A 24,848-nucleotide genomic window follows, 5' to 3' on the forward strand; every position below is an offset into this window, starting at 1 on the left:
AATCCAGCGCGGTGGCTGGCACCGGCTGCGCCGGTGTTCGCGGCTAAAGCCGCTCCTACACAGGTACAGCGTGAGCCCGAAACCTTCGCAGTACCTGTGTAGGAGCGGGTTCACCCGCGAAGAATCCAGCGCGGGGGATGGCACCGGCTGTGCCGGTGTTTGCGGCTAAAGCCGCTCCTACACAGTACAGCGTGAGCCCGAAACCTGCGCTTTGCTTGTGTAGGAGCGGGTTCACCCGCGAAGAATCCAGCGCGGTGGATGGCACCGGCTGTGCCGGTGTTCGCGGCTAAAGCCGCTCCTGCATAGGTACAGCGTGAGCCCGCAAATCTCATATCCAAATCGCAGATAGAAACGCGCAGCTTCTTCAACGATTGGGCGCATCGCGCCTCCTTACGCGACGCTATAAAACTTCCTCACATACACCTTGCTGGTCCAGGCACAAACCGTCCCCTTCGCCACAAACACGCTATCGCCCGGCTTCAGTGTCAACCCGCTGCCATCAGCATCGGTCAACTCGACCGTGCCCTCCAGCACATGCATCAGTTCGTGCACCTTGTGCGCCCGTGCAATGCGGTTATACGGGGTGGAGTCCCAAACGCCTATGCGCAGCGGGCTGGCGCTGTCTTCGAACAGGTTGTTCGCGCGGCATTGCGGGGCTGGGCCGATCAGCACGGCAGCCTCCAGTGACGCGGACGGGGCAAGCACCGCGCGGGCGTCAATCGGGAAAATGCCGGGTTTGTTTTCGCCGCCTGCGAGGGTGGCCGTGCAGAATGCGCAAAGGCTGTCGGGACTGGCAGTGATACGCAGCGCCGTGCCGCGGCCGATCACCACCGCCTGGCCAGGGTGCACTTCGACGGGCTCGGCTGCACCTTGCAGGGTAACCACGCCGCGGTGCACAACCAGCATCTCGGTGAAGGGGTATTGCTCGACGGTCAGCGTGCCGCGCAACTGCAACGTACCCGCCGCGATGCCGTCATCGTGCATGACGGCAATGTGGCGGCCTTCGCCGAATGGGTCGCTGCTGTTCAGGCGGCCTGGCTGGAAGGCGGTGGGCACGGGACCATTGTCGGCGCGCGCAAGCAGCAGCACGGTGTTGTGGGGCATGGGGGATCTCCTGTAGATGAATCAGCCAACGGCTTGGGTAATCAGGGCGAACTGGCTGACGCCGCCGCAGGCTTGGGGAATGGGCCCGAGGGACATCTGGGTCACGCTGTCGACCTTGGCCAGCCCCACGCTTTCCAGCCAGGTGGACAAGCCCGAGGTGGTCGGAATGTCGATGCGCACGAACGCGCCGGGTACGTCACTGAGCAGGGTGGCAATCAACTGCCGGGCTTGCGCGCTGTCCTGGGCGATGACGGGACCAATGCACAGGCCACGGCCGAAGCGGCGCAGCAGGGCAAACCCTTGTAGCTGCCCGTCACGCTCTATGCCTACGCCACGTTCGATGCCCGGCAGCAGGTCGTCGAGCAGGGCGCCGCGCTCCAGGGCGCTGCCCGCAGTGGCCAGGGCAACCAGCCGGGGTGAATCGGCCTGGTTCAGGTCGCGGCAATGCTCACCACTGTTTGCCGGAAGTGCTTCGCCGGGCAGGACGATGCCCTGGCGCTGTTCGACGGTGCCGAAGGTCTTGAACCCCATCTTGGCGTACAACGGCTCGCCAGCCGGCGTGGCATTGAGGATGGCCGTGCGCGGCGGCACACACTCCACCGCCAGCTCCATCAGCTTGCGGCCAATCCCTTTACCTTGATAGTCGTCGCTGACGATCACCAGGCCGATGGTGCTGAAAGCGCCCTGGTGGCAGGCAAAGGCGCTGCCGATCAGCTTGCCGTTGTCCAGCGCCACGAAGCCTTGCGCGACCCGTTGCAGCATGGCCCAGTCTTCCAGGCGGTGCGGCCACTTCAGGGCTTGCGACAACGCATGGGCATTGGCCACATCGTCGGCAGTCATCGGGCGATAGGCGTAAGAAGTAGGTGATGAAACCGGCATGGCAGCACTCCCGTAGGGCCTGTGATGAAGGGTGAAACACAGAGGTTCTGCACGCTGTATCCCATCCACGCAACGGGCTGACAAGGGGGGCGACGCGATTCGGTAGAAAGCACAAGCGGCAGGGGGGCAAGGCCACAGTAACTGCTTAAACACGGGGCAACGTCGGCAGCAAATGCTTGGCGTTTTTTTCTAGCATGAAGGCCTTGTTTCCATACGCCTGGAGTCCTTGATGGATAGCTTCGATCCCCGTCTCATCGCTGTGCGCAGCGCCCACTTCATTGGCGGGCTTTACCGTGATGCGCAGCCAGGCATGGAGGTTTGCCGCCCCTCCGATGGCCAGGTTTACGCCCCGTTGCCACTGGCCGATGCCGCGCGGGTGGATGAAGCCGTCAGCAATGCCTGGCAGGCGTTCAAGACCAGCGACTGGGCCAGCCGGCCACCGCGTGAGCGGGCGCGGGCGATGCGCCGCTGGGCCGACCTGGTGGAAGCCGACGGCGCGGTGCTGGGGCCGCTAGAGGCGGTGGGGTCGACGCGGCCGCACAAGGATGTGCTGGCCTGGGACATTCCTTATGTCGCGGAAGGCATCCGCTTCTTCGCTGAGCTGGCCGACAAACATGGTGGGGAAGTGGCGGCCACCCAGACCGACCGCCTGGGCATGCAAATCGCCGAACCTTATGGCGTGGTCGCTGCAGTTGCCCCTTGGAATTTCCCACTGAGCATGGCCTCGTGGAAAGTAGCCCCCGCCCTTGCGGCCGGTAACGCGGTGGTGCTCAAGCCATCCGAGCTCACGCCTTTTTCCAGCCTGCGATTTGCCGAGCTGGCCGTGCAGGCGGGTATCCCGGCCGGTATTTTCAACGTGGTGCAGGGCGATGGTCGGGTAACCGGCGATGCCTTGTGCCGACACCCGCTGGTGGCGAAAGTCACCTTTACCGGCTCCACGGCGACGGGGGCTAGCATCATGTCCACCTGTGCACTGGTCGGCCCCAAGCCCGTGACCCTGGAGCTGGGAGGCAAAAGCCCGCAACTGGTGTTCGCCGATGTACCCGACCTGGCCAAGACCGCACACACCGTGGCCCTGGCCATCACCGGCAATGCTGGCCAGGTGTGCGTGTCTGGCTCCCGGCTGATCATCCAGCGCTCGATCATGGCCCCGTTCATTGAGTACCTGCAGGGCTATTTCAATGCCTTGCAGCCGGGCCCGACCTGGTCGTCACACGCCACCTTGGCGCCGATCATTTCCCAGCAGCAGGCCCGGCGAATCGACGGCATCGTGCGCCGTGCCTGCGACGCTGGCGCCGAGGTACTGGCCGGAGGCGGGTTGTTCGAAGGGATGGGCGGGGCGTATTACCAGCCGACGATCCTGGCAGGCGTCAATAGCCAGAGCCCGGCCGTGTGCGAAGAAATCTTCGGCCCCGTGCTGACGGTGCAGGCATTCGACGACGAAGCCCAGGCCCTTGAACTTGCCCGGCACGACACCTATGGCCTGGCCGCCGGGGTGCACACGGCCGACCTCAACCGCGCCCTGCGCCTGGTGCGCAACCTGGAAGCCGGCACGGTCTGGGTCAACCGTTACGGCCGCAGCAATGACTACATCCTGCCGACCGGGGGCTACAAACGCTCAGGCATTGGCAAGGACCTGGGGCGTGAAGCCTTTGAGGCCAACCTGCGCTTCAAGAGCGTGCTGATCGACATACAGCCATAAAAGCAGAATCTGCTGCACCTTCAGGCCGGCAACGGCCAGTGAGGTGCAAATCTTGCAGATTCTAGCTGCACAGACCGCGGGCAACGCCGCGTTCGCCGCCGAGTGTGGTGAATGTGGGTTGCCCGCGCTGCGTTACGGCGGTTGCCAGCAGGCCCTGCGGCACAAAGCCTCGCAGGCAGCGACAACGGGAAAGAAAAAGGTCCATGAACGTGCACGTTTTAAGGCTTTGCCCAACCTCGGAGCGCCCCGCAAAGAATGCTGACAGCGCCCCGCAAAACGGTGGTTTCTATCAAGCAGCCTGCGCTTTCAACGCCATCTGCTGATTTCACGGTGGTGTAATGAATGTGTGTTGCAGGGTTGCAATCACAGCTCCCGACCGGAGCGAATGCTCGTCATGCCTTGACCTCAACGAACTTCAGGACCGCACAACATGAGCTTTCTTCGACCTAAATACATTACGTTCGACTGCTACGGCACGCTGACCAACTTCCACATGGGCACCATGACGCGCGAGCTGTTCGCCGACCGTGTACCGGCCGAACAGATGGACCAGTTCGTCAAGGATTTCTCGGCGTATCGCTTGGACCAGGTGAAGGGCGACTGGATGCCTTATGACGAAATCCTCAAGACCGCGCTGGCCCGTACCTGCAAGCGCTGGAACGTGGAGTACCGTGGCGAAGGCCAGCTCTACTACGACGCTGTGCCGACCTGGGGCCCGCACGCCGATGTACCGGCAGGCCTGTCGAAAATCGCCGACAAGATCCCGCTGGTGATTTTCTCCAACGCCAGCGACAGCCAGATCATGTCCAACGTCGACAAACTGGGCGCACCGTTCCACAAGGTGTTCACCGCCGAGCAGGCCAAGGCCTACAAGCCGCGCCTGGCCGCCTTCGAATTCATGCTCGACAACCTGGGCTGTGGCCCGGACGACATCCTGCATGTGTCATCGAGCTTCCGCTACGATCTGTTCCCGGCCCACGACATGAAGATCAAGAACAAAGCCTTCGTCGCCCGTGGCCATGAAGTGCCGGCCAACGACTCCTTCGGCTACCGGCAGATTCCGGACATCGGTGGCCTGGCCGGGCTGGTCGGCCTTTAAGGCGACCCGGGCCGCCGATGCTGGCACCTTTCAAATGGCTCATGCATGAGCAGGCAAACGGGGAATGAGATGCGCAGTGAATCCTATTGGCTCGACACGGCTCCCGCCTTCACTGGCGCACAACAGGGGGCTGTCGAAGGTAACGCTGATGTGGTCGTGGTTGGCGGTGGTTTTACCGGCCTGTCGGCGGCGCGCTCATTGGCCCTGAAGGGTGCCAACGTGGTCGTGCTGGAGGCCGGCAGGGTGATTGGCGAGGCCTCTGGCCGCAATGGTGGCCAGTGCAACACCGGTGTGGCGCAGGACTACGCGGCGCTTCGCGCAAGCCTGGGTGTCGAGCAGGCCCGCGAGTACTACAAGGCGTATGAAAGCGCCGTGCAGAGTGTGGTGACACTGGTAGAGCGCGAGGGCATCGCCTGTGACCTGGTGCGCAACGGCAAGCTCAAGCTGGCGGCCAAGGCAAAGCACTACGAAGGCATGGCCCGTACCTGCGAGTTGATCCAGCGCGAGGTGGATGCCGACGTCGATTTGCTGAGTGCGGCCCAGGTGCGGGCTGAAGTGGACTCCCCGGCGTTTCATGGCGGCCTGCTGCAACGCAATGGCGTGCAGATGCATGTGGGGCGTTTTGGTGTCGGCCTGGCCGATGCGGCGGTGCGCCAGGGCGCGCGCGTGTATGAGGGCGCTGCAGTCAAGGGCTGGAGCGCCAGCCGTGGCGGGTACCAGGTCAACACTGCCAAAGGCACGATTCAGGCGCGGCAGATCTTGTTGGCAACCGGCGCTTGCCAGCACGGCGGGCCCGGCTGGTACCGCCGGCGCATCGTGCCGGTGGGCAGTTTCGTGGTGACCACCGAGGTGCTGCCGCAGGCGCTGATCGAGCAGCTGTTCGCCCGGCAGCGCTCGTATGTCACCAGCCGGGTCATCGGTAACTACTTCCGGGTCACCCCGGACAACCGTTTGCTGTTTGGTGGCAGGGCACGTTTTGCCATGTCCAACAGCAGCTCGGATGCAAAAAGCGGCAAGGTGCTGCAGGCCGCCATGGGCCAGTTGTTCCCGCAACTCGCCAATGTGCGCATCGACTATTGCTGGGGCGGTCTGGTGGACATGACCTCGGACCGCTTGCCACGGGCAGGTGAGCATGACGGCATTTTCTACTCCATGGGCTACAGCGGCCATGGGGTGCAGATGTCGGTGCACATGGGCCAGGTCATGGCCGATGTCATGGATGGCCAGCCACATGCCAACCCCTGGCGGGCACTCAAGTGGCCAGCGGTTCCTGGGCACTTCGGTACACCGTGGTTCCTGCCCCTGGTAGGCGCCTATTACCGCTACCAGGACCAACGCCTGTAACGCCAGGCTCCCGTTTTAGCTTCACCGTCGTCGTTTGTGTTTCAAGGATGCGCTGGCCGAACCCGCGCAACTCGGACAATTTCATTTTCGACAGGTAGAACCGATATGGCAGACAAAAAAGTCGAACCGCAACTGATCTCGGGTGGGGAAAGCCTGCGTGTGTTCGAAGGGCTCAACCGTGGCATGTCGCGCCGCGATGCATTGCGCATGCTGGGTGTTGCCGGGGTTGCTGCGGCCAGCGCCGGTAGCCTGTTTGGTATGGCCGGCAAAGTGTTTGCCGACGAATCGGCAACGCCTGCCAAAGGCAAGCCCGGCGGGCGAATTCGCGTGGCGGGTATGTCCAGCTCCACCGCCGATACCCTGGACCCGGCCAAAGGTGCACTGTCGACCGACTACGTACGCCATTTCATGCTCTACAACGGCCTGACCCGCTTCGACCGCCACCTGGTGCCGCAACTGGAGCTGGCCGAGCGCATCGACAACAGCGATGCCACGGTGTGGACCATCACCCTGCGCAAGGATGTCACGTTCCACAACGGTAAGTCCCTGAGCGCCGATGATGTGGTGTTCTCGCTTACCCGTCACAAAGACCCGGCCACCGGCTCCAAGGTCATGCCGCTGATGGCGCAGGTCAGCGATATCAAGGCCACTGGCCCGCTCGAAGTGCAGATCACCCTGAGTGCGCCGAATGCCGAGCTGCCGTCGATCCTGGCGGTTTCGCACTTGCTGATCGTGCCGGCCGGTACCACCGACTTCAACGCTGGCATTGGCACCGGGCCGTTCAAGGTCAAGGAATTCAAGCCGGGCGTGCGTTCGATCAGTGTGCGCAACCCGAACTACTGGAAGCCTGGGCTGCCGTACCTGGACGAGATCGAGTTCATTGCCATCCCGGATGAGCCGTCGCGGGTCAACGCGCTGTTGTCCGGCGACGTGCACCTGATCAACGAGGTCAACCCGCGCTCCACCCAGCGCATTGCCGCCAGCGCCGGGCACCGCGTGGTCGATGCACCGTCGGGCAACTACACCGACCTGATCATTCGCCAGGACCAGATGCCGGGGCAGAACCGCGACTTCACCGAGGCCATGAAGTACCTGCTGGACCGTGAGCAGGTCAAATCTGCCGTGTTCCGCGGTTACGCGGTAGTCGGCAATGACCACCCGATTGCCCCGGGCTCGCGTTATCACAATGCCGACCTGCCACAACGCGCCTACGACCCGGAAAAGGCCAGGTTCCTGCTGAAAAAAGCCGGCATGGAAAACATCAAGATGCCGCTGGTGTGCTCGCCGGCCGCCACGGGTTCGGCAGATATCGCGGTGCTGTTGCAGCAGTCGGCCAAGGCGGCAGGCTTGAACCTGAACGTCAATCGCTTGCCCAGTGACGGCTACTGGTCCAACCACTGGATGAAGCACCCCTTGAGCTTCGGCAACATCAACCCGCGCCCCAACGCCGACGTGATCTTCTCGCAGTTCTTCCAGTCCAGCGCGCCGTGGAACGAGTCCAGCTGGAAAAACGACCAGTTCGACCAGCTGCTGATGCTGGCCCGTGGCGAAACCGATGATGCCAAGCGCGGCAAGATGTACGCCGACATGCAAACCCTGGTCAGTGAAAACTGTGGCATCGGCATCCCTGTGTTCATCAGCAACATCGACGGCGTCGACCAACGCATCAAAGGCTACAGCAGCAACCCGCTGGGTGGCTTCATGGGTTACATGTTCAGTGAGCAGGTCTGGCTGGACGCGTGATTGCAGTGGTGTACTGATGCGGGAGCAAGACCATGAATAGCAACACGCTTTGGCTGATTGGCAAGCGCCTGGGCGCTGCCGTCGTGACGTTGTTGATCGTGTCCGTGGTGGTGTTCGCCATCACGGCCGTACTTCCCGGTGACGCGGCCCAGCAGGCGCTGGGCCAGTTCGCAACGCCCGAGCAGGTGGCTGCACTGCGCCTGAAGATGGGGCTGGACCAGCCGGGTGTGGTGCGTTACCTGCACTGGTTGACCAGCCTGCTGGGCGGCGATCTGGGGATGTCGGTGTCCAGCGCCATGCCGGTCAGCGAGCTGATGGCCGGGCGTGTACCCAACACCCTGATGCTGGCTACTGTCACGGCGCTGGTGTCGGTGCCGCTGGCACTGTTGCTGGGCATCGGCTCGGCGATGGGGCGGGGCGGGCGTATCGACAGCGCCCTGAGCTTCATCACCCTGGCACTGGTGGCGGTGCCGGAGTTTTTGGTGGCGACGCTGGCGGTGCTGGTGTTTGCGGTCAACCTGGGGTGGCTTTCGGCATTGTCCTATGCCAGCGAAATCAGCTCGCCCTGGCAGTTCTTGCGGACCTACGCGCTGCCGGTGATGACCCTGTGTTTCGTGATCGTTGCGCAGATGGCCCGCATGACCCGCGCCGCCGTGATCGACCAGCTCGACAGCCCGTACGTGGAAATGGCCAGGCTCAAAGGCGTGGGCCCGGTGCGCATCGTGTTGCGCCACGCGCTGCCCAATGCCATTGGCCCGATCGCCAACGCCATTGCCTTGAGCCTTTCGTACTTGCTGGGTGGCGTAGTGATCGTCGAGACCATCTTCAACTACCCCGGCATCGCCAGCCTGATGGTCGATGCCGTGACCAACCGCGACATGGCGCTGGTGCAGGCGTGCACCATGCTGTTCTGCACCGCTTACCTGAGCCTGGTGCTGCTCGCCGACCTGTGCGCGATTCTTTCCAACCCGAGGCTGCGAAACCAATGAACGATCTCAGTGTGAAATCGCTGCCGGTCACTGCCGTGGCCCCGGCGCGCAAGCGGGCCAGGGCGTCCTCCTGGCTGGGCTGGCTGGGTGGCACGATGTGCCTGCTGTGGTTGCTGGTGGCACTGTTCGGGCCTTGGCTGGCGCCCCACCCGGTGGGGGAGGTGGTGTCCGACAGCATCTTCGACGCGATCGGCCTGGCGCACCCGTTCGGCACCGACTACCTGGGCCGCGACATGTTCAGCCGGGTGCTGGTGGGGGCACGCTTCACGGTCGGCCTGGCCCTGGTGTCGGCGTTACTGGCCAGCGGTTTGGGCTGCTTGTGTGCGCTGCTGTCGGTGGTCGCGCCCAAGTGGCTGGATGAAACCCTAAGCCGCCTGATGGATGCGCTGATCTCGATCCCCAGCAAGATGCTGGCGCTGATCATGGTGTCGGCGTTCGGCTCGTCGGTCAGCTTGTTGATTTGCACGGCAGTACTCAGCTTCACCCCGGGGGCGTTCCGTATCGCGCGCAGCCTGGCGGTGAACATCGAGGCGCTGGAGTACGTGCAAGTGGCTCGCACCCGTGGCGAAGGCCGGTTGTACGTGGCCTGCGTGGAAATCCTGCCGAACATGCTCAACCCGGTGCTGACCGACCTGGGTTTGCGCTTTGGCTTCATCGTGCTGCTGCTCAGCGGCATGAGCTTCCTCGGCCTTGGCGTGCAGCCACCCGACGCCGACCTGGGCTCGCTGGTGCGGGAAAACATCGGTGGCCTGAGCCAGGGGGCGGCGGCGCTGGTGATCCCGGCGCTGGCCATCGGCTCGCTGACTATCGGGGTGAACCTGTTCATCGACCGTATTTCGCTACGGCGCAACCGCTGCTCCGGGGGGCACTGAGATGGCTGATTTGATTCGTGTCGAGAACCTGCGCGTGGTGGCCGATGGTGAAAGCGGTGAGGTCGAGATCGTCAAAGGCGTGAGTTTTTCCCTGGCCAAGGGCGAGGTGCTGGCGCTGATCGGCGAATCGGGCTCGGGCAAGACCACCATCGCCTTGGCTTTGCTGGGCTATGCCCGCAAGGGCTGCCGCCTGGCCGGTGGCGTGGTGCAGGTGGGCGAGCATGACATGTCGGGGTTGAGCGAGCACGCCCTGCAAAGCCTGCGCGGGCACCGCGTGGCGTATGTGGCGCAGAGCGCTGCCGCAGCGTTCAACCCGGCCAAGAAACTGATCGACCAGGTGATCGAGGGCGCGCTCATCCATGGCCTGGGTTCGCGCAGTGAGCTGCAGGCCAAAGCCATCGGGCTGTTCCGCGACCTGGCGTTACCCAACCCGCAAAGCATTGGCGAGCGCTACCCGCACCAGGTGTCCGGCGGGCAGTTGCAGCGGATCATGGCCGCGATGGCGTTGATCAGCGACCCGCTGCTGGTGGTGCTGGATGAACCCACTACGGCCCTGGACGTGACCACCCAGATCGACGTGCTGCGCGCCTTCAAGCGCGTGGTGCACGAACGCGGCGCCACGGCGGTGTACGTGTCCCACGACCTGGCCGTGGTGGCGCAGATGGCCGATCACATTGTGGTGCTCAATGGCGGCAAGGTGGTTGAGCACAGCAGCACCCGGGCATTGCTCAGTGGCCCCTCGCAGGACTATACCCGCAGCTTGCTGGCCGCGGCGCGGCCGGATGAGACCCTGGCGCCCAGCAGTGAGGTGGCCCAGGATGACGTGTTGCTGTCGATCAAAGGTATGACGGCCGGCTACGGCAAGAAAAACCTCAACGGCATGCCGATGATCCGCGTATTGGAAGACATCGACCTGACCGTGCGCCGTGGCCAGGCCATTGGCGTGATTGGTGAGTCAGGTTCGGGCAAGTCGACCTTGGCGCGGGTGGTGGCCGGGTTGCTGACGCCAGCCCGCGGCAGCCTGACCTTTGCCGACGCCGTGCTGCCAGGCAGCCTGGCCGAGCGCAGTGCCGACCAGTTCCGGCGCATCCAGATGGTGTTCCAGAACGCCGACACGGCGCTCAACCCCATGCACAGCATCCACACCATCCTGTCTCGACCGCTGAAAATGTACTTTGGCCTCAAAGGCGCGCAACTGGACCAGCGCGTGGATGAACTGCTCGACCTGGTACGCCTGCCACGCAGCATCGCCAAGCGCCGCCCCAGCGGGTTGTCCGGCGGGCAGAAGCAGCGGATCAACCTGGCCCGGGCGCTGGCCGCCAAGCCGGACCTGATCCTGTGCGATGAAGTGACGTCGGCGCTGGACACCGTGGTTGGCGCCGCGATCCTCGAACTGCTGGGCGACTTGCGCCGCGAGCTGGGGGTGTCGTACCTGTTCATCAGCCATGACATCTCTACCGTGCGGGCGCTGTGCGACGACATCGTGGTGATGTACAGCGGCCACAAGGTCCAGCAAGGCAGCCGTGAAGCGTTCAGTACGGCGCCGCTGCACCCCTACACCAACTTGCTGGTGCATTCGGTGCCCGAATTGCGCCAGGGCTGGCTGGAGCACTGCGGCATCACGTGTGGCGAGCTGCCTGCCATCAGCCCGGTGGAAAACACCGGCGAGCTGTGCAGCTTCCTCAACCGTTGCCCGCAGCGCATAGAAGGCGTGTGCAACAAGACTGCCCCCAGCCCGCGCACGCTGGCTGACGGCAGTGAATTGCTTTGTCATCGCGACGTTGCCGAGCTGAGCGGGGCACGTACGCAACCGGAGGCTATGGGCGTGAGGGCGTTGGCATGAGAGCGCGGTTTGCAAGGTTGGGCGAGCGGGAGCGCGCCACGGTCCGGCTGATGGTAGATGGCGCGCCCATCGAAGCGCTGCAGGGCGACACGCTGATGGTCGCGTTGTTGACGCAGGGTGCGTCGCTGCGCGAATCGGAGTTCGATTCCGGGCGCCGCGCGGGCTTTTGCCTGATGGGCGCCTGCCAGGATTGCTGGGTATGGACCCGCAGTGGCGAGCGACTGCGCGCCTGCTCCAACGAAGTGCGCGAAGGGCTGGATATCCTCACCCAACAACCGGAGGCAATATGGCCACTGCGCGGGTAGTCATCGTGGGTGCGGGGCCAGCCGGTACACGCTGTGCACAAACCTTGCTCGATGCCGGTATCAAGCCGGTGGTGATCGACGAAAACCGCCGGGATGGCGGGCAGATCTACCGCCGCCAGCCGGAGGGTTTCAGGCGTGACTACCGTGCCTTGTATGGCACCGAGGCCGACAAGGCCAAAGCCCTGCACCAGTGCTTCGACCGGCTGCGCGGGCAGATCGACTACCGCCCCGACACCTTGGTCTGGAACCTGACCCCGGGGCAGTTGTACTGCGTCAGCCAAGGCCGGCATTCGCTGGTCGAGTATGACGCGCTGATCCTGTGCACCGGTGCCACCGACCGGCTGATGCCGCTGCTGGGTTGGCACCTGCCGGGCACCTACAGCCTGGGTGGCGCACAGATCGCCCTGAAGGCGCAGTCGGTGTCGATTGGCCACAATGTGGTGTTCATGGGCAGCGGGCCGTTGTTGTACCTGGTCGCCAGCCAGTACCTCAAGGCCGGCGCGCAGGTGGCGGCGGTGCTGGACACCTCGCCGTTGCTCAAGCGTATCAAGGCCCTGCCAAAACTGCTTGCCCGGCCCGCCGTATTGCTCGAAGGCATGAAGCTGCTGGCCCGCTTGTACCGGGCCAAGGTGCCGGTGCACCTGGGGGTTCAGCCGCTGGAAATTCTGGGGGATGGCCAGCAGGGCGTCAGCGGCGTGCGGTTCAACAGCGCCGATGGCAAGCCACAACACATGGCTTGTGATGCACTTGCCTTGGGGTATCACCTGCGTCCGGAAACCCAACTCGCCGACCTGGCCGGTTGCCGCATGCAGTTCGATGAGGTGTCGGGGCAGTGGCTGCTGGCGGTTGATGAAGATGGCCGCACTTCGGTCCAGGGCGTGTACGCCGCAGGCGATGGCGCCCGCGTGCGCGGCGCCGACGCCGCCGAGCAGGCCGGCCGGCTGGCGGCGTTGGCGCTGCTGCAGGATTTGCAGCAACCGGTGTCGAACGATGAGCAGCAGGTGTGCCGGCAGTCGCTGGCGATGATGGAGCAGTTTCGCGTGGGGCTGTGCGAGGCGTTTCCGTGGCCGGCCGCCCAGGCCCAGGCCTTGCCGGACGAGGCCATTGTCTGCCGCTGCGAAATGATCAGTGCCGGCGAGCTGCGTGCGGTGGTGCGCGAGAAGGGCGCCTGCGAAGTGAACCGGGCCAAGGCGTTCAGCCGCGTCGGCATGGGCCGCTGCCAGGGCCGCTATTGCTCGCAGGCGGGTGCGCAGGTGATCGCTGCCGAGGCCGGGGTGCCGGTGCAGGCGGTAGGCCGCCAGCGCGGCCAGGCACCGGTCAAACCCTTGTCGATGCATAAACACGAGGTGTCTTCATGAAGGCGCACAAAAGCGATGTGTTGATCGTGGGCGGGGGCTTCATGGGTGCTGCGTCCGCGTTTTTCCTACGCCAGCGGGGGCGCTCGGTGACGCTGCTGGAGCGTGACCAGATCGGCCAGTATGCCAGCGGCGTGAACTTCGGCAATGTTCGGCGGCAGGGGCGCGCGCTGTGCCAGCTCGACCTGGCCAACCGCTCCTGGGCTTTGTGGAAACGCTTGCCAGCGCTGATTGGCGAAGACCTGGAATTCCTGCCCAGCGGCCATATGCGGGTGTGCTACGACGAGGCGCATATCGATGAACTGCGCGCCTATGCTGCGGCCCCCGAAGCCCGTGCCCTGGACCTTGAGGTGATCACCGGCAAGGCCCTGCACCAGCGCTTTTCGTTCCTGGGGCCCGAGGTGAAGGCCGGCTCCTACGCCCCGCACGATGGCCATGCCAACCCACGCCTGGCCGCCCCCGCGTTCGCCCGTGCGGCGGTGCGGGCTGGGGCGCGGGTGGAGGAGCGCACCGAGGTGCGTGATGTGCAGAAGATTGGCGGCGAGTTTCATGTCACCACCGTCGACGGCCAGGTGTTCATCGCCGAACAGTTGCTGATCACCGCGGGTGCCTGGGGCTCGAAGCTGTCCGAACAGTTTGGCGAGCCGGTGCCGCTGGAAACCCACGGCCCGCAGATGGCGGTCACCGAGCCTGTGCCCTATGCGTTGCCGACGGTAATCGGCGTGTTCACCAAAATTCCCGAAGAGGTGATCTACTTCCGCCAGATCGCCCGCGGCAACATCGTGATCGGCGGCGGTTACCGCAGCCGCCCGGACATGCTCACCCGGCGCGTCCAGGTCGAGCCGCGCAGCACCCTCAACCAGATCGAGCAGATGCAGCGCCTGCTGCCGGGCGCCGCGAACCTGAACATCATCCGGGTGTGGAGCGGCATCGAAAGCTACACCCCCGACTCCCTGCCGGTGATCAGCGCCAGCAGCAAGGTGGACGGTCTGTTCTATGCCTTTGGCTTCTGCGGGCACGGCTTCCAGCTGGGCCCAGGGGTAGGGGAGGTGATGGCCGAGTGGATGAGCACCGGGCAAACCAGCACCCACGTGGCACCCTTCGATGTGCGCAGGTTTGCGCCGCCCGCTGCGTTGCAGCAGGGCGAGCCCATGGTCCTCAAGACGGGGAGTAATGCCCGATGAAAATGCGTGTACTGGATATTCTCAAGCGGCTGGTGGCCTTCGACACGGTGTCCAGCGAATCGAACCTGGCGCTGATCGACTACGTGCGTGATCTGCTGGCCAGCCATGGCATCGAGTCGTTGATCGTCAAGGACGAAAGCGGTCGCAAGGCCAACCTGTTCGCCAGCACCGGCCCCCGTGACTTGCCCGGGGTGGTGTTGTCCGGGCACACCGACGTGGTGCCTGCCGCTGGGCAGGCCTGGACGCTGCCAGCGTTCGAGGCCACGGTGCGGGACGGGCGCGTGTACGGCCGCGGCACCTGCGACATGAAGGGTTTTATCGCGTTGGCGATTGACGCCCTGATCGAGGCTGCGCAGCAGCCTTTGGCCCGCCCGTTGCAACTGGCGTTGTCACATGATGAAGAAATTGGCTGTGTAGGTGTGCGACGCTTGCTGGATGTGCTCGACCTGGCACCGCTGCGCCCGTTTCTGTGCGTGGTGGGCGAGCCCACGCAAATGCAGTTTGCTGTCGGCCACAAGGGCAAAAGCTCGTACCAGGTGTGTTGTCACGGTCAGGAAGCCCATTCGTCGCTGGCCCCGCAGGCGGTCAACGCCATTCACCTGGCCAGTGATTTCATGTCGGTGCTGCGCGACAGCCAGCGGCGTATCCAGCAGCATGGGGCGCGCGATGACGATTACGACGTGCCCTACAGCACCGTGCACATCGGCCGTATCGACGGCGGCAAGGCACTGAACATCGTGCCCAACCGCTGCACCCTGGAGTTCGAGTTCCGCAACCTGCCCGCTGACGACCCCGAGCAGTTGCTGGGCGAGTTGCGCGAGCGGGCCGAGGCGCTGGTGCACGAAGCGAAACAGCTTTCGGCAGCGGCTGCGATCGATATCGAGGTGATGAACGAGTACCCAGGGCTGGATACCCACCCCAGTGTTGAAGCCGTGCGCTTGCTGCACAGTTTTGCGCCGGCGGACACCCGGCACATCAAGGTATCGTTCGGTACCGAAGGCGGGTTGTTCGCCAGCCGCCTGGACGTGCCGGTGGTGGTCTGTGGGCCCGGCTCGATCGAGCAGGCCCACAAACCGGACGAGTTCATCGAGGTCAGCCAACTGGAGGCCGGTGAGCAGTTTCTGCAAAAACTGCTGGGCTCGCTGAGGCAGTAGAGCCTGCCGTGCGGGCGCGAATTTCAGCATCTGCGGCTGCTGCCATCGCGCTTTCAGCATCCTGTTCCAGGGCACCTGCATAGACTGGCTAGTGTCTCGGAACAGGACTCGATCATGCTGAAAGCCCAACTGAAAGACCCTAGCCTGCTGGTGCAGCGCGCCTACGTCGATGGCCAATGGATCAGCGCCGACGACGGCGCAACCCTGGCGATTCTGGACCCTGCCACAGGTGAATGCCTGGCCCATGTCCCGGCCCTGCAGGCCAGCGAAACCCAGCGCGCCATCGCTGGCGCCGAACGTGCCTGGCCGGCCTGGCGAGCGCTGCCGGCCGCGGAGCGTGCGCTACTGCTGGAGCGTTGGTACCAGGCCATGCTCGACAACCTCGATGACCTGGCCTTGATCATGACCCGCGAGCAGGGCAAGCCGCTGCATGAAGCCAAGGGCGAAGTGCGCTACGGCGCCAGTTTCGTCAAATGGTTTGCCGAGGAAGCCCGGCGCGCCTACGGCCAGACCCTGCCAGCCCCCAGCGACGACCGCCGGGTGATGACCATCAAGCAGCCTGTGGGTGTGTGCGCCGCGATCACCCCGTGGAACTTCCCCAACGCCATGATCACCCGCAAGTGTGCACCGGCACTGGCGGCGGGCTGCCCGATCATCGTCAAGCCATCCGACCTCACGCCGTTGTCGGCGCTGGCGCTGGCGGTGCTGGCCGAGCGGGTCGGCATCCCGCCCGGAGTGTTCAGCGTGGTGACCGGCATGCCCCTCGGGATTGGCCAGGCGCTGACCGAAAGCCCTGCCGTGCGCAAAATTTCCTTTACCGGCTCCACGGCAGTTGGCCGCCTGCTGATGCGCCAGAGCGCCGAGCACATCAAGCGCCTGAGCCTGGAGCTGGGGGGTAACGCCCCGTTCATCGTGTTTGATGATGCCGACCTGGAGCAGGCGGTGGCGGGGGTGATGCAAAGCAAGTTCCGCAATGCCGGGCAAACCTGCGTATGCGCGAACCGCATTCTGGTGCAGAACGGCATCTACCCGCGTTTTGCCCAACGCCTGGTGGAGGAGGTGGGCAAGCTCCAGGTCGGCAATGGCCTGCAGGACGGGGTGACCATTGGCCCGCTGATCAACGCGGCGGCGGTCGATAAAGTCGCGCGTCACATCGACGATGCCTTGAGCCAGGGTGCGACCTTGTTGTGCGGTGGCAGCGTGCAGGCCGACCAGCAGTTCGTGCAGCCGACGGTGTTGGGCGACACCCATGCCGGTATGTTGCTGGCCAATGAAGAAACCTTTGGCCCGGTCGCGCCATTGATGCGCTTCAGTGATGAAGCCGAGGCCCTTGCCCTGGCCAATGCCACGCCCTATGGGCTGGGTGCCTACTATTTCACGCAGAACCTCTGCCGCGCCTGGCGCTTTGGTGAGGCGCTGGAGTTTGGCATGGTCGGTTTGAACACCGGCATCATCTCCATGGAGGTGGCGCCGTTCGGGGGTATCAAACAGTCTGGGCTGGGGCGCGAAGGGGCCAGCCTGGGGCTGGATGAATACCTTGAGGTCAAGGCGTTCCACGTGGGCGGGCTCTGACGCCCAGCGCTTCAGGCGACGCCGGGCGTGCCAGCCCAGGCGTCGCCCGGCGTGGCTCAATAGCCCTGGCGCAGGTCGACTTGCCCCTGCATCGCTTCGCCTCGCTCAAAGCGCCGGATGTTCTCCAGCAGGCTGGGGAAGGCACTTTCAGGCTGGGTCATGGCGGCGATGTGCGGGGTCAGCAGAATGTTCGGGTGTTTCCAGAACGGGTGCTGCGGGCTTGCCGGCTCCTGTTGCAGCACATCCAGCACGGCGGCACTGAGCTGGCCGCTGTCCAGCGCGTCGATCAGGTCCTGCTCCACCAGGTGGCCGCCACGGCCCATGTTGATCAGCGCCGCCCCTGGGGGCAGGTGCTCGAACAGTTCACGGTTCAGAATGCCGCTAGTGTGCTCGGTCAGGGGCAGCGCACACAGCAGGATGTCGCACTGGGCGAGGAAGGCGGGCAACTGCGCGGTGCCGGCATGGCAGGTGACACCTTCGATCCGGTGCTGGCTGCGCGCCCAGCCGGACAGGGCGAAACCGAAGGGTTTGAGGCTCGACAGAATCTGCTGCGCCTGGCGCCCCAACCCCATCACCCCGATCCGCCGTTTTGCCGCCGGTACCAGGCGCTGGGCCTGCCATTGCCCGGCCAGTTGCTGCTGCCGGTAGCGCAGCATGTCGCGGTGCAGCGCCAGGACCGCAAAGCAGGCGTACTCGCTCATGCCCTGGCTGATGCCAGGGTCAAGCAGGCGCACCACCGGCAGTGAGGCGGGGAGGCGGCCCAGGTCCAGTTGATCGACACCGGCCGACAGGGCGAACAGCACCTTGAGGTTGGGCAAGGTCTGTTCGAGGTCGTCCGGTGCCAGCCAGGCGGCGAGGTAGTCGATGTCTTCGGGGTTGCCGATGTCGGGCCAGACGCGGAACTCGATGTCCGGCGCGTGTTCGGCAAACAGCGCTTTCCAGTGTTCGCCGCGCACCGGGTCGGCTTTGTAGAGCAGGGCCATGTAACGCTCCTGATTGGCTTGAGGGGTGGCGTTCATCATGCCTGAGCGCGCAAGCACGATCTGTCGAAAGCACCCCGCAAGGTGGTGCGGGCCCTTTGCAATCGCGGGGTGGCCAGCAGATTCAGCGGCGCCATCAAGTGCTGATGGAATCTGCCGTTTGCAGGGGTGAAAACAGTCGATCCGGGTTTCTCGGCAGGCAAGTTCGGCTAAGTCGGCTTTGGCGAGCCTTTAACCTGAATGGCATCGCAGCCACTTGCCGATCGCTCGGCACCTCTATGGGAAATGCCATGAACAGTAAAGTAGACGAAGCCCCGCATCTGTTGCATCAACGTGACCAGTACGTGCCCCGCGGTATCGTGACCGCGCACCCGGTGGTGATCGAACGAGCCCAGGGCGCCGAGCTGTGGGACGTGGATGGCAGGCGCTACCTGGATTTCGTAGGGGGTATCGGTGTGCTCAACATCGGCCACAACCACCCCGACGTGGTCGCTGCCGTGCAGGCGCAACTGGCGCGTATTTCCCACGCGTGCTTCCAGGTGGTGGCCTACCAGCCTTACATCGAGCTGGCCAAGCGCCTGTCGAGCTTGATCGGTGGTGAGCAGGCGCACAAGGCGGTGTTCTTTACTTCCGGCGCCGAAGCTGTCGAGAACGCCATCAAGATCGCTCGCGCCCACACCAAGCGCTCGGCGGTGATCGCGTTTCGCGGTGGTTTTCATGGTCGCACCCTGCTGGGTACGACCCTGACCGGCATGAGCCAGCCCTACAAACAGAACTTCGGGCCGTTTGCACCCGAAGTGTTCCACACGCCCTATCCTGATGCCTACCGTGGCGTGAGCACCGAAATGGCGCTGGCGGCGCTGCACGAGTTGTTTGCCACACAAGTTGCCGCAGAGCGGGTGGCGGCCATCATCATCGAACCGGTGCAGGGCGATGGCGGCTTCCTCGCCGCGCCGGCCGAATTCATGCAAGCCTTGCGTGCGCTCACCGAGCAGCACGGCATTGTGCTGATCTGCGACGAGATCCAGACCGGCTTTGGCCGCACTGGCAAGATGTTCGGCTTCCAGCATTCCGGCATCCAGCCCGACCTGGTCACTGTGGCCAAGAGCCTTGCCGGTGGCCTGCCGCTGTCCGGCGTGGTGGGGCGTGCGCAGATCATGGATGCGCCGCTGCCGGGCGGCCTGGGTGGCACCTACGGCGGCAATGCCTTGGCCTGCGCCGCGGCGTTGGCGGTAATCGACACCTATGCCCGCGACGGGCTGGTAGAGCGTGGGCAGCAGCTGGGCGAGCGTTTGCGTGATGGCCTGCTGGCCTTGCAGGCGCGTTACCCGCAGATCGGTGATGTGCGCGCCACAGGCTTCATGGTCGCCATGGAACTGGTCAAGGATGATGCACAGGCCAGCCCCGATGCGGAGGTTACCCAGCAAGTCATCGACCGCGCCCGTGCCGGCGGCTTGCTGGTGATCAAATGTGGCGTGCACCGCAATGTAGTGCGCTTCCTGGCACCTTTGGTTACAACCGAAGCACAGGTTGACGAGGCCTTGGGCATTCTCGACACAGCGTTGGCATGCGTCTTGATCGAAAAATGAACCGAGAGCCCTGTGCCGCGCTTGGCATTGCCGGCACGGGGCGCTTGTTTCGATGACCGTTGCACAGGAGGTTTACGATCGTCATGGGCCTGACTGACTACCGCGTGTTGCTGATCGATTGCGATGAGGTGCTGGTGGACCGGGACTCCGGTGTATGGGCGGCCTTGCAGCCATTGTTCGAGGGCCGTCGCCAGGTGCCCGAGCGTGCCGCATTGCTGGCCGACTACAAGGCGGTGATGCGTGCTTTGCGGCCGCGCTTCGATGAGCTGGGCTTCAGCGGCATGCTGTGTTTTGCCCACCGGCAAATCGCCGAGCGGCTGGGGTGCAAGGCCAGTTGGGAGGAGAGCCTGACGTTCGCCCGCTCGGTACCGCACTGGCCGCTGTTCGAGGATGCGCCGGGGGCCATGTTGTACCTGCGCAAGTTCTACCGCCTGTTGGTGCTGGTCGACCGCAACGTCGAGGACCGGGGGCAGTTGTGCGAGCGCCTGGGGCTGGAGCCGGATGACTTGCTGTCTTCTGCGGCGCACCCGTTGGACCAGGCGCACTGGCTGCGCGATCTGGGCGTCGAGCCTGGTGAAGCCTTGTTGTTGTCGCGTGAGCCCGCCCAGGCACCTGCCTCGGCCGGCCTGTGCCTGATCCGCCGCGCCCGCCTGGAGCATCGCCAGCCATGTACCGCCGATGTCTGCATCAGCAGCATGGCCGACTTGGTGCGCCAGCATCAGGTCTCATTACGGCGCTGATTTTGCTAGAAGATTGCTCTACTCCTGGCAGTAACGAAGAGGCGTGGCATGGAAGGAATGCTGAAGCTGGACCGGATCGATATCAATATCCTGGTGGAATTGCAGAAAGACGGGCGCATGACCAACGTCAGCCTGGCCGATGCTGTGGGGCTGTCGGCCAGCCCTTGTTTGCAGCGGGTCAAGCGGCTGGAGGCGGCCGGGTTCATCTCCAGCTACAAGGCCCACCTGAACCTGGCCAAGATCACCGAGTCGGTGAGCGTGTTCACCGAGGTTTCGCTCAGTGACCACAAGCGTGAAGACTTCGCCAAGTTCGAGTCCAATATCCGCCTGGTGGATGAAGTGCTCGAGTGCCACTTGATCAGTGGTGGCTATGACTACCTGGTGCGCTTCATGACCCGCAGCATCCAGCATTACCAGGAGGTGATCGAAGAATTGCTGGACCGTAACATCGGCATTGCCAAGTACTTCAGCTACATCGTCATCAAGTCGCCTGTGATGAAAGAAGGTGTGCCACTGCGCAAGCTCCTGCGCCACTGATTTTACCCTCCTGTTCCAGTGTGGGCCCTTTCGCGGGGCAAGCCCGCTCCTACCTCGACCGCGAAAGGGCCCCCACAGGCGTTCACTGACGCCTGCACCGTCACTGCGCATTCCCCTCCCGACACAACGCCCGGCGCTTCATCCTGGCGCAGGCCGCATTCAACGCTTCCCGTGCGGCGACCTTCTTTGTTGTGCGCTCATGCCCATCGTATTGGCGATTGCGATCAGTTTCTCATCAAGATTGTTCGTTGGGTCTTCTTCATAGTGGCCGGGAATGTATTCCGGGTGATTGTGATGGTGGTGGCTGATGTGGGAGCGGGCGAAAGACCGGACTCAGCGGTAACCCTGAGGCATTGGTGTGCCCTTGGGAAGTCGGGTGAGCAAGTTCTTCGTATTCGCAATGGTCCTGACATTTTGTGCCTGGCGCATCGCGAGAATTCGGGCTTGTTGTGTCTGGCGCCTGAGTGGCAGGGCTTGATGGTTTTGCGTCCGGGGTTGCAAGTGCTCAGTGGCAGTGCCTGGGTGCTCCCTTTGTCGCAAATGAGTCTTTTCAAATTGCAGTTCTTTATCGATCAGGGGGGCGTGGCTGGGGCGCGACCTGCTCGAAGCGAGCCCTGGGCGGTACTGAGCGAAGGTCGTAGTCAGGGGCGAGCGGCCCCAGGACTGGAGTCCTGGTATCTCACCCTTGCGTTGCAAGGTGATGTGGCCTATCGAGCGTTTGCCTGTCATTTGCGCAGTAGTGAGAGTTATCACCTGCTCGGCTTTTTGTTGGCGCAAGGTTCGGCTAGCGAAAAGCTCCAGGACCTTGCTGGTCGGTATGGCGTATCGGTCTCGCACTTCCGAAGGCTTTGCCGTCAAGCGCTGGGTGGTGCAGCCAAGTCCGAGTTGCGTGGGTGGCGTACGGCCCGAGCACTTCTGAGCATGGCTGAAGGTGCTGCGTCCCTGACAGACGTTGCCTTGGAGTTTGGTTTTGCCTCCTCCTCGCATTTTTCCAAAGAGATTCGGGAGCTGGTCGGAGTTGCGCCGAGTAGTTTGATTGATATAACCCGCCTTTCGAGCGAATGAACCCATGATGGTTAAAAGTATTTGTCCGCGAGCGGTCATGCTGGCGCTTTGTTGTGTGTTGCCGATGGCTTCATCGGTTGCCGCTGTACGTGCTGGAGAAGGCTATGTGGCGCGTCAGGAGGGCCTGCGTACGTTCTTTGATGCACTGTCAGCGTCTTTGGACAAGCCGGTCATTCTCAGCAAAGCAGCCGCTCGGCGCACCATCAGTGGCGATTTTTCGATGGTCGCACCGCAGCAGACGCTGGAGCGTGTTGTTCGGCAAATGGCGCTGATCTGGTACAGCGATGGTCAGACGTTGTATGTCTATGAGGCGGCCGAGGCGAAGAGCGCCGTTATCTCGCTGAATACCATCACTGTCCAGAAGCTGGATGCCTTCCTGCGCAGCTCCGGTTTGCGCGATGCCCGATACCCTTTGCGTCACGATGGCTTGCGGACCTTTTACATTTCTGGCCCGCCAATCTATGTCGACCTGGTGGCACAGGCCGCGCAGTTCATGGACAACCAAAGTGCCGGCTTGCAACTGGGCCAGCAGCGCATTGGCGTTATCAATCTGCGCAATACCTTCGTTGCAGATCGCATGTACGAGTTGCGCGACCAAAGCATCACGGTACCCGGCATTGCGACGGCCATCGAGACTTTGCTCAAGAGTGAAAGCCGTGGTGTCGACGCGGTGATCAACAAGGGAGGTGAGGGGCGTCAGGGTGGCATGCCGGGCTTTCCACTGGAGGAGCTGGGTGCCCCCGAGTCGTCATCTACCGACAACACGGCGCCGCGGATCATCGCTCGCGATCTGGCAGCAGGCAATATCCGCGTAGTGGCCTATCCCGATACCAATAGCCTGTTGGTCAAGGGGCTCCCGGAGCAAGTGCATTTCATTGAGAACCTGGTCGCTGCGCTCGATGAGCCAAAGCGTCATGTCGAGCTCTCCCTGTGGATCATCGATCTGCATAAAGATGATCTCAATGAGTTGGGGGTCGACTGGAAGGGGTCATTCAAGGTTGGCTCGAAGGTGACGGCATCGCTCAATGGCGGCTCGCTGAGCACACTGGACAGCTCTTCGTTCATGGCTGCCATTGCAGCGCTGGAAACCGACAACCGCGCACGGGTGGTATCGCGGCCGGTCGTGCTGACTCAAGAAAACGTTCCGGCGATTTTCGACAATAACCGTACGTTCTATGCGCGACTGATCGGTGAGCGCAGTGTTGAACTTGAACACGTCACTTACGGCACCTTGGTCAGCGTCTTGCCACGGATTTCAGCATCCGGAGAAGTCGAGATGGTACTCAACATCGAGGACGGCAGTGTGGTCGAGTCGGCCAACGATCAGTCGTCAGGGACCGACGCGCTGCCGACGGTTGGCCGAACGCGCATCAGTACTGTGGCTCGGGTGCCGCGGGGTAAAGGCCTGCTGGTAGGAGGCTTCACCCGTGACGAGAGTGGGGAAGTGATCAAGCGTATCCCGGTGCTGGGGCATATTCCTTATCTGGGGCGGGTGTTCAGCTATCGGCAGACCCGTCAATCCAATACGGTCCGGGTGTTCCTGATTCAACCTAAAGAGCTCGATAGCCCGTTGGAACCCGGCGCTATGCAGATTGGTGCGCAGGTGATCGGCGACGTGGCCCGTGATCCGGCCGACCGCGCGGTGCTTCGCGTGCTGGAACGCTGATATGGCCGCTATTGGCCAAGTGCCGTTGCGCATGCAGATGTCGCGCCCGCATCAAGGTAGCGAGCCCCAGGCAAAGGTTGCTGAAGCGCCAGAAGACGATGCTACTCCGGCAGCCAGCGTCCAGCGATTTGTCGAGAACAGCGATGAGATGGCCGCTGCTCTGCGTTCGCAGTTTCGCCGTAGAGGCGATTTCGGCAGCAAGTTCGAAGGCTTGGCGGAAAGCTTCGAGCGGGTCCTGGATGAAGATGTGATTCCCAAGGCTCGGCAGATCCAGTCGCTGGCCAAGCTTGCCGAGCGCAGCATCGAATGGTTGCTGGCGCAGGCCCGGGGACTGTTCCCCGATGACAGCGATCTGGTGCTGGTACTGCGCGAACTGTTGCGTGAAAAAGGCATGGCTGAGGCGACTCGCCTGCGTCTGGAGGCGTTACTGCAACAGGTGCTCGTTCAGTCGCCGCCCAAGCGTCTGAAGGCCGGTATCAATTCGGCACTCAAAGCCAAGATGTTCGGCAAGGCGCTGGCGTTGCGCGCGGCCTTGCTGCGTGACACCTATCGTTCGTTCCTGGAGTTTGAAGGCGGCCCGGTGGAGTCCTATGAGGACTGGGTGGCCATCTACGGCTATCAGCATCGAGGCTCGGTCCTGGAGTTCATCGAGGCTGCGTTACTGACAGACATCGATGCCCAGGACCCCAGTTGTTCGCGCGACGAGTTTGGGCAGTTGCTAAAAAAACTGGGTGATATCAAGCGGCTGCGTTCGGTCGATGTCGTGTTCATCCGGGGGTTGCTCGCAGACGAGCTGGTTTGCCGGCATAACGCCAACGAGCCGGACTGGTTGGTGTTCTTGTTGGGGCTGTTGCAGTTTCCCGACGAGCTCGACCAGTTGCTGTCAGGTCTTTTTGCGCAGCGATTGTTACTGATTGCTCACCACGAGCGCGCGCAACTGCTGCAAGTGTTGCGACTGATGTGCCTGGCGTTGCCGCTGGAGCTGTTTGGCGATGACGAGGCATTAGCGCGGATCGCTGAGCAATTCACGCACCTGGCCGACCTGGTGTTTGCCCACGAAGCCATTGGCCGGCATGCCGCGTTGGTGGCCCGCTGCACCCCCTAGTTTTCAAGGCCTGTACTTATC

General features: G+C 63.4%; 22 protein-coding genes. 18 read left to right on the plus strand and 4 right to left on the minus strand.

Annotation, left to right across the window (positions count from 1 at the left end):
• Positions 1 to 390: 390 nt before the first annotated feature.
• Both ACIP1G_RS12610 and ACIP1G_RS12615 read right to left on the minus strand, forming a co-directional pair.
• Positions 391 to 1,104 carry a cupin domain-containing protein gene (locus ACIP1G_RS12610; protein WP_400737228.1) on the minus strand — a complete coding sequence of 238 codons (714 nt, stop codon included), beginning with the start codon at positions 1,102 to 1,104 and terminating at the stop codon, positions 391 to 393.
• A gap of 21 nt (positions 1,105 to 1,125) precedes the next feature.
• A complete protein-coding gene (locus ACIP1G_RS12615) occupies positions 1,126 to 1,983 on the minus strand; it encodes a GNAT family N-acetyltransferase (RefSeq protein ID WP_400737231.1) in 858 nt (285 codons plus the stop codon).
• Between the two features lie 229 nt (positions 1,984 to 2,212).
• On the opposite strand from ACIP1G_RS12615, the gene ACIP1G_RS12620 reads away from it, so the two are divergent.
• The 12 genes from ACIP1G_RS12620 (at position 2,213) to ACIP1G_RS12675 (ending at position 17,145) form a co-directional block, all read left to right on the plus strand.
• Complete coding sequence (locus tag ACIP1G_RS12620) at positions 2,213 to 3,685, plus strand: aldehyde dehydrogenase family protein (RefSeq protein WP_400737234.1); 1,473 nt, start codon at positions 2,213 to 2,215, stop codon at positions 3,683 to 3,685.
• 430 nt (positions 3,686 to 4,115) lie between these two features.
• Positions 4,116 to 4,784 carry a haloacid dehalogenase type II gene (locus ACIP1G_RS12625; protein WP_400737237.1) on the plus strand — a complete coding sequence of 223 codons (669 nt, stop codon included), beginning with the start codon at positions 4,116 to 4,118 and terminating at the stop codon, positions 4,782 to 4,784.
• Between the two features lie 69 nt (positions 4,785 to 4,853).
• Complete coding sequence (locus ACIP1G_RS12630) at positions 4,854 to 6,128, plus strand: NAD(P)/FAD-dependent oxidoreductase (RefSeq protein WP_400737240.1); 1,275 nt, start codon at positions 4,854 to 4,856, stop codon at positions 6,126 to 6,128.
• 105 nt (positions 6,129 to 6,233) lie between these two features.
• On the plus strand, positions 6,234 to 7,871 hold the full coding sequence (locus ACIP1G_RS12635; protein ID WP_400737243.1) for an ABC transporter substrate-binding protein: 1,638 nt from the start codon (positions 6,234 to 6,236) through the stop codon (positions 7,869 to 7,871).
• A gap of 32 nt (positions 7,872 to 7,903) precedes the next feature.
• A complete protein-coding gene (locus ACIP1G_RS12640; RefSeq protein WP_400737246.1) occupies positions 7,904 to 8,860 on the plus strand; it encodes an ABC transporter permease in 957 nt (318 codons plus the stop codon).
• Positions 8,857 to 9,732, plus strand: a complete 876-nt coding sequence (locus tag ACIP1G_RS12645; RefSeq protein ID WP_400737249.1) for an ABC transporter permease — start codon at positions 8,857 to 8,859, stop codon at positions 9,730 to 9,732. Before ACIP1G_RS12640 ends, ACIP1G_RS12645 begins: the two co-directional genes overlap by 4 nt.
• 1 nt (position 9,733) lies before the next feature.
• A complete protein-coding gene (locus ACIP1G_RS12650) occupies positions 9,734 to 11,575 on the plus strand; it encodes an ABC transporter ATP-binding protein (RefSeq protein ID WP_400737252.1) in 1,842 nt (613 codons plus the stop codon).
• The gene (locus tag ACIP1G_RS12655; protein ID WP_400737255.1) at positions 11,572 to 11,880 is read left to right on the plus strand and encodes a (2Fe-2S)-binding protein; all 309 of its coding nucleotides are present in this window, start codon (positions 11,572 to 11,574) and stop codon (positions 11,878 to 11,880) included. The genes ACIP1G_RS12650 and ACIP1G_RS12655 overlap by 4 nt, the downstream gene beginning before the upstream one ends.
• Positions 11,862 to 13,238 (plus strand): FAD-dependent oxidoreductase, encoded by a 1,377-nt coding sequence (locus ACIP1G_RS12660; RefSeq protein ID WP_400737257.1) that lies wholly within the window; start codon positions 11,862 to 11,864, stop codon positions 13,236 to 13,238. The genes ACIP1G_RS12655 and ACIP1G_RS12660 overlap by 19 nt, the downstream gene beginning before the upstream one ends.
• Positions 13,235 to 14,419 carry an NAD(P)/FAD-dependent oxidoreductase gene (locus ACIP1G_RS12665; RefSeq protein ID WP_400737260.1) on the plus strand — a complete coding sequence of 395 codons (1,185 nt, stop codon included), beginning with the start codon at positions 13,235 to 13,237 and terminating at the stop codon, positions 14,417 to 14,419. The genes ACIP1G_RS12660 and ACIP1G_RS12665 overlap by 4 nt, the downstream gene beginning before the upstream one ends.
• Positions 14,416 to 15,573: an acetylornithine deacetylase gene (argE, locus tag ACIP1G_RS12670; protein WP_400737263.1), complete on the plus strand. Its 1,158-nt coding sequence runs from the start codon at positions 14,416 to 14,418 to the stop codon at positions 15,571 to 15,573. The genes ACIP1G_RS12665 and argE overlap by 4 nt, the downstream gene beginning before the upstream one ends.
• Before the next feature lie 114 nt (positions 15,574 to 15,687).
• On the plus strand, positions 15,688 to 17,145 hold the full coding sequence (locus ACIP1G_RS12675; protein ID WP_400737266.1) for an NAD-dependent succinate-semialdehyde dehydrogenase: 1,458 nt from the start codon (positions 15,688 to 15,690) through the stop codon (positions 17,143 to 17,145).
• Between the two features lie 56 nt (positions 17,146 to 17,201).
• Here the strand turns inward: ACIP1G_RS12675 and ACIP1G_RS12680 are convergent, their stop codons facing one another.
• A complete protein-coding gene (locus ACIP1G_RS12680) occupies positions 17,202 to 18,128 on the minus strand; it encodes a 2-hydroxyacid dehydrogenase (protein ID WP_400737269.1) in 927 nt (308 codons plus the stop codon).
• Between the two features lie 287 nt (positions 18,129 to 18,415).
• Between ACIP1G_RS12680 and gabT the strand changes: the two genes are divergently transcribed.
• The 3 genes from gabT (at position 18,416) to ACIP1G_RS12695 (ending at position 20,991) form a co-directional block, all read left to right on the plus strand.
• Positions 18,416 to 19,714 carry a 4-aminobutyrate--2-oxoglutarate transaminase gene (gene gabT, locus ACIP1G_RS12685; protein ID WP_400737271.1) on the plus strand — a complete coding sequence of 433 codons (1,299 nt, stop codon included), beginning with the start codon at positions 18,416 to 18,418 and terminating at the stop codon, positions 19,712 to 19,714.
• Positions 19,715 to 19,797: 83 nt separating this feature from the next.
• On the plus strand, positions 19,798 to 20,454 hold the full coding sequence (locus ACIP1G_RS12690) for an HAD family hydrolase (RefSeq protein WP_400737274.1): 657 nt from the start codon (positions 19,798 to 19,800) through the stop codon (positions 20,452 to 20,454).
• 48 nt (positions 20,455 to 20,502) lie between these two features.
• A complete protein-coding gene (locus ACIP1G_RS12695; protein WP_400737276.1) occupies positions 20,503 to 20,991 on the plus strand; it encodes an Lrp/AsnC family transcriptional regulator in 489 nt (162 codons plus the stop codon).
• 2 nt (positions 20,992 to 20,993) lie between these two features.
• Here ACIP1G_RS12695 and ACIP1G_RS12700 read toward each other — a convergent pair whose 3' ends face one another.
• On the minus strand, positions 20,994 to 21,143 hold the full coding sequence (locus ACIP1G_RS12700) for a chaplin family protein (RefSeq protein ID WP_400737419.1): 150 nt from the start codon (positions 21,141 to 21,143) through the stop codon (positions 20,994 to 20,996).
• A gap of 37 nt (positions 21,144 to 21,180) precedes the next feature.
• Here ACIP1G_RS12700 and ACIP1G_RS12705 point away from each other — a divergent pair, with 37 nt between their 5' ends.
• The 3 genes from ACIP1G_RS12705 to sctW are packed head-to-tail and all read left to right on the plus strand — an operon-like array spanning position 21,181 to position 24,827.
• Positions 21,181 to 22,056 carry a helix-turn-helix domain-containing protein gene (locus ACIP1G_RS12705; protein ID WP_400737279.1) on the plus strand — a complete coding sequence of 292 codons (876 nt, stop codon included), beginning with the start codon at positions 21,181 to 21,183 and terminating at the stop codon, positions 22,054 to 22,056.
• Between the two features lie 4 nt (positions 22,057 to 22,060).
• Positions 22,061 to 23,722, plus strand: coding sequence for a type III secretion system outer membrane ring subunit SctC (gene sctC, locus ACIP1G_RS12710; protein WP_400737282.1), 1,662 nt, complete (start codon positions 22,061 to 22,063; stop codon positions 23,720 to 23,722).
• A 1-nt stretch (position 23,723) separates the two neighbouring features.
• Positions 23,724 to 24,827 carry a type III secretion system gatekeeper subunit SctW gene (gene sctW, locus ACIP1G_RS12715; RefSeq protein WP_400737285.1) on the plus strand — a complete coding sequence of 368 codons (1,104 nt, stop codon included), beginning with the start codon at positions 23,724 to 23,726 and terminating at the stop codon, positions 24,825 to 24,827.
• The last annotated feature ends 21 nt before the right edge of the window (positions 24,828 to 24,848 follow it).

Origin of the sequence: Pseudomonas sp. NPDC089392 (assembly GCF_044749595.1) — a bacterium.
Classification (GTDB): Bacteria; Pseudomonadota; Gammaproteobacteria; order Pseudomonadales; family Pseudomonadaceae; genus Aquipseudomonas.

Excerpts from the sequence above, each read along its gene's own strand:
- ACIP1G_RS12610 (WP_400737228.1), bottom strand. The coding sequence starts at position 1,104 with ATGCCCCACAACACCGTGCTGCTGCTTGCGCGCGCCGACAATGGTCCC.
- ACIP1G_RS12695 (WP_400737276.1), top strand. The coding sequence starts at position 20,503 with ATGGAAGGAATGCTGAAGCTGGACCGGATCGATATCAATATCCTGGTG.
- ACIP1G_RS12620 (WP_400737234.1), top strand. The coding sequence starts at position 2,213 with ATGGATAGCTTCGATCCCCGTCTCATCGCTGTGCGCAGCGCCCACTTC.
- ACIP1G_RS12655 (WP_400737255.1), top strand. The coding sequence starts at position 11,572 with ATGAGAGCGCGGTTTGCAAGGTTGGGCGAGCGGGAGCGCGCCACGGTC.
- ACIP1G_RS12675 (WP_400737266.1), top strand. The coding sequence starts at position 15,688 with ATGCTGAAAGCCCAACTGAAAGACCCTAGCCTGCTGGTGCAGCGCGCC.
- ACIP1G_RS12650 (WP_400737252.1), top strand. The coding sequence starts at position 9,734 with ATGGCTGATTTGATTCGTGTCGAGAACCTGCGCGTGGTGGCCGATGGT.
- ACIP1G_RS12680 (WP_400737269.1), bottom strand. The coding sequence starts at position 18,128 with ATGGCCCTGCTCTACAAAGCCGACCCGGTGCGCGGCGAACACTGGAAA.
- ACIP1G_RS12615 (WP_400737231.1), bottom strand. The coding sequence starts at position 1,983 with ATGCCGGTTTCATCACCTACTTCTTACGCCTATCGCCCGATGACTGCC.
- argE (WP_400737263.1), top strand. The coding sequence starts at position 14,416 with ATGAAAATGCGTGTACTGGATATTCTCAAGCGGCTGGTGGCCTTCGAC.
- ACIP1G_RS12690 (WP_400737274.1), top strand. The coding sequence starts at position 19,798 with ATGGGCCTGACTGACTACCGCGTGTTGCTGATCGATTGCGATGAGGTG.
- sctC (WP_400737282.1), top strand. The coding sequence starts at position 22,061 with ATGATGGTTAAAAGTATTTGTCCGCGAGCGGTCATGCTGGCGCTTTGT.
- ACIP1G_RS12665 (WP_400737260.1), top strand. The coding sequence starts at position 13,235 with ATGAAGGCGCACAAAAGCGATGTGTTGATCGTGGGCGGGGGCTTCATG.
- sctW (WP_400737285.1), top strand. The coding sequence starts at position 23,724 with ATGGCCGCTATTGGCCAAGTGCCGTTGCGCATGCAGATGTCGCGCCCG.
- ACIP1G_RS12645 (WP_400737249.1), top strand. The coding sequence starts at position 8,857 with ATGAACGATCTCAGTGTGAAATCGCTGCCGGTCACTGCCGTGGCCCCG.
- gabT (WP_400737271.1), top strand. The coding sequence starts at position 18,416 with ATGAACAGTAAAGTAGACGAAGCCCCGCATCTGTTGCATCAACGTGAC.
- ACIP1G_RS12640 (WP_400737246.1), top strand. The coding sequence starts at position 7,904 with ATGAATAGCAACACGCTTTGGCTGATTGGCAAGCGCCTGGGCGCTGCC.
- ACIP1G_RS12660 (WP_400737257.1), top strand. The coding sequence starts at position 11,862 with ATGGCCACTGCGCGGGTAGTCATCGTGGGTGCGGGGCCAGCCGGTACA.
- ACIP1G_RS12630 (WP_400737240.1), top strand. The coding sequence starts at position 4,854 with ATGCGCAGTGAATCCTATTGGCTCGACACGGCTCCCGCCTTCACTGGC.
- ACIP1G_RS12635 (WP_400737243.1), top strand. The coding sequence starts at position 6,234 with ATGGCAGACAAAAAAGTCGAACCGCAACTGATCTCGGGTGGGGAAAGC.
- ACIP1G_RS12625 (WP_400737237.1), top strand. The coding sequence starts at position 4,116 with ATGAGCTTTCTTCGACCTAAATACATTACGTTCGACTGCTACGGCACG.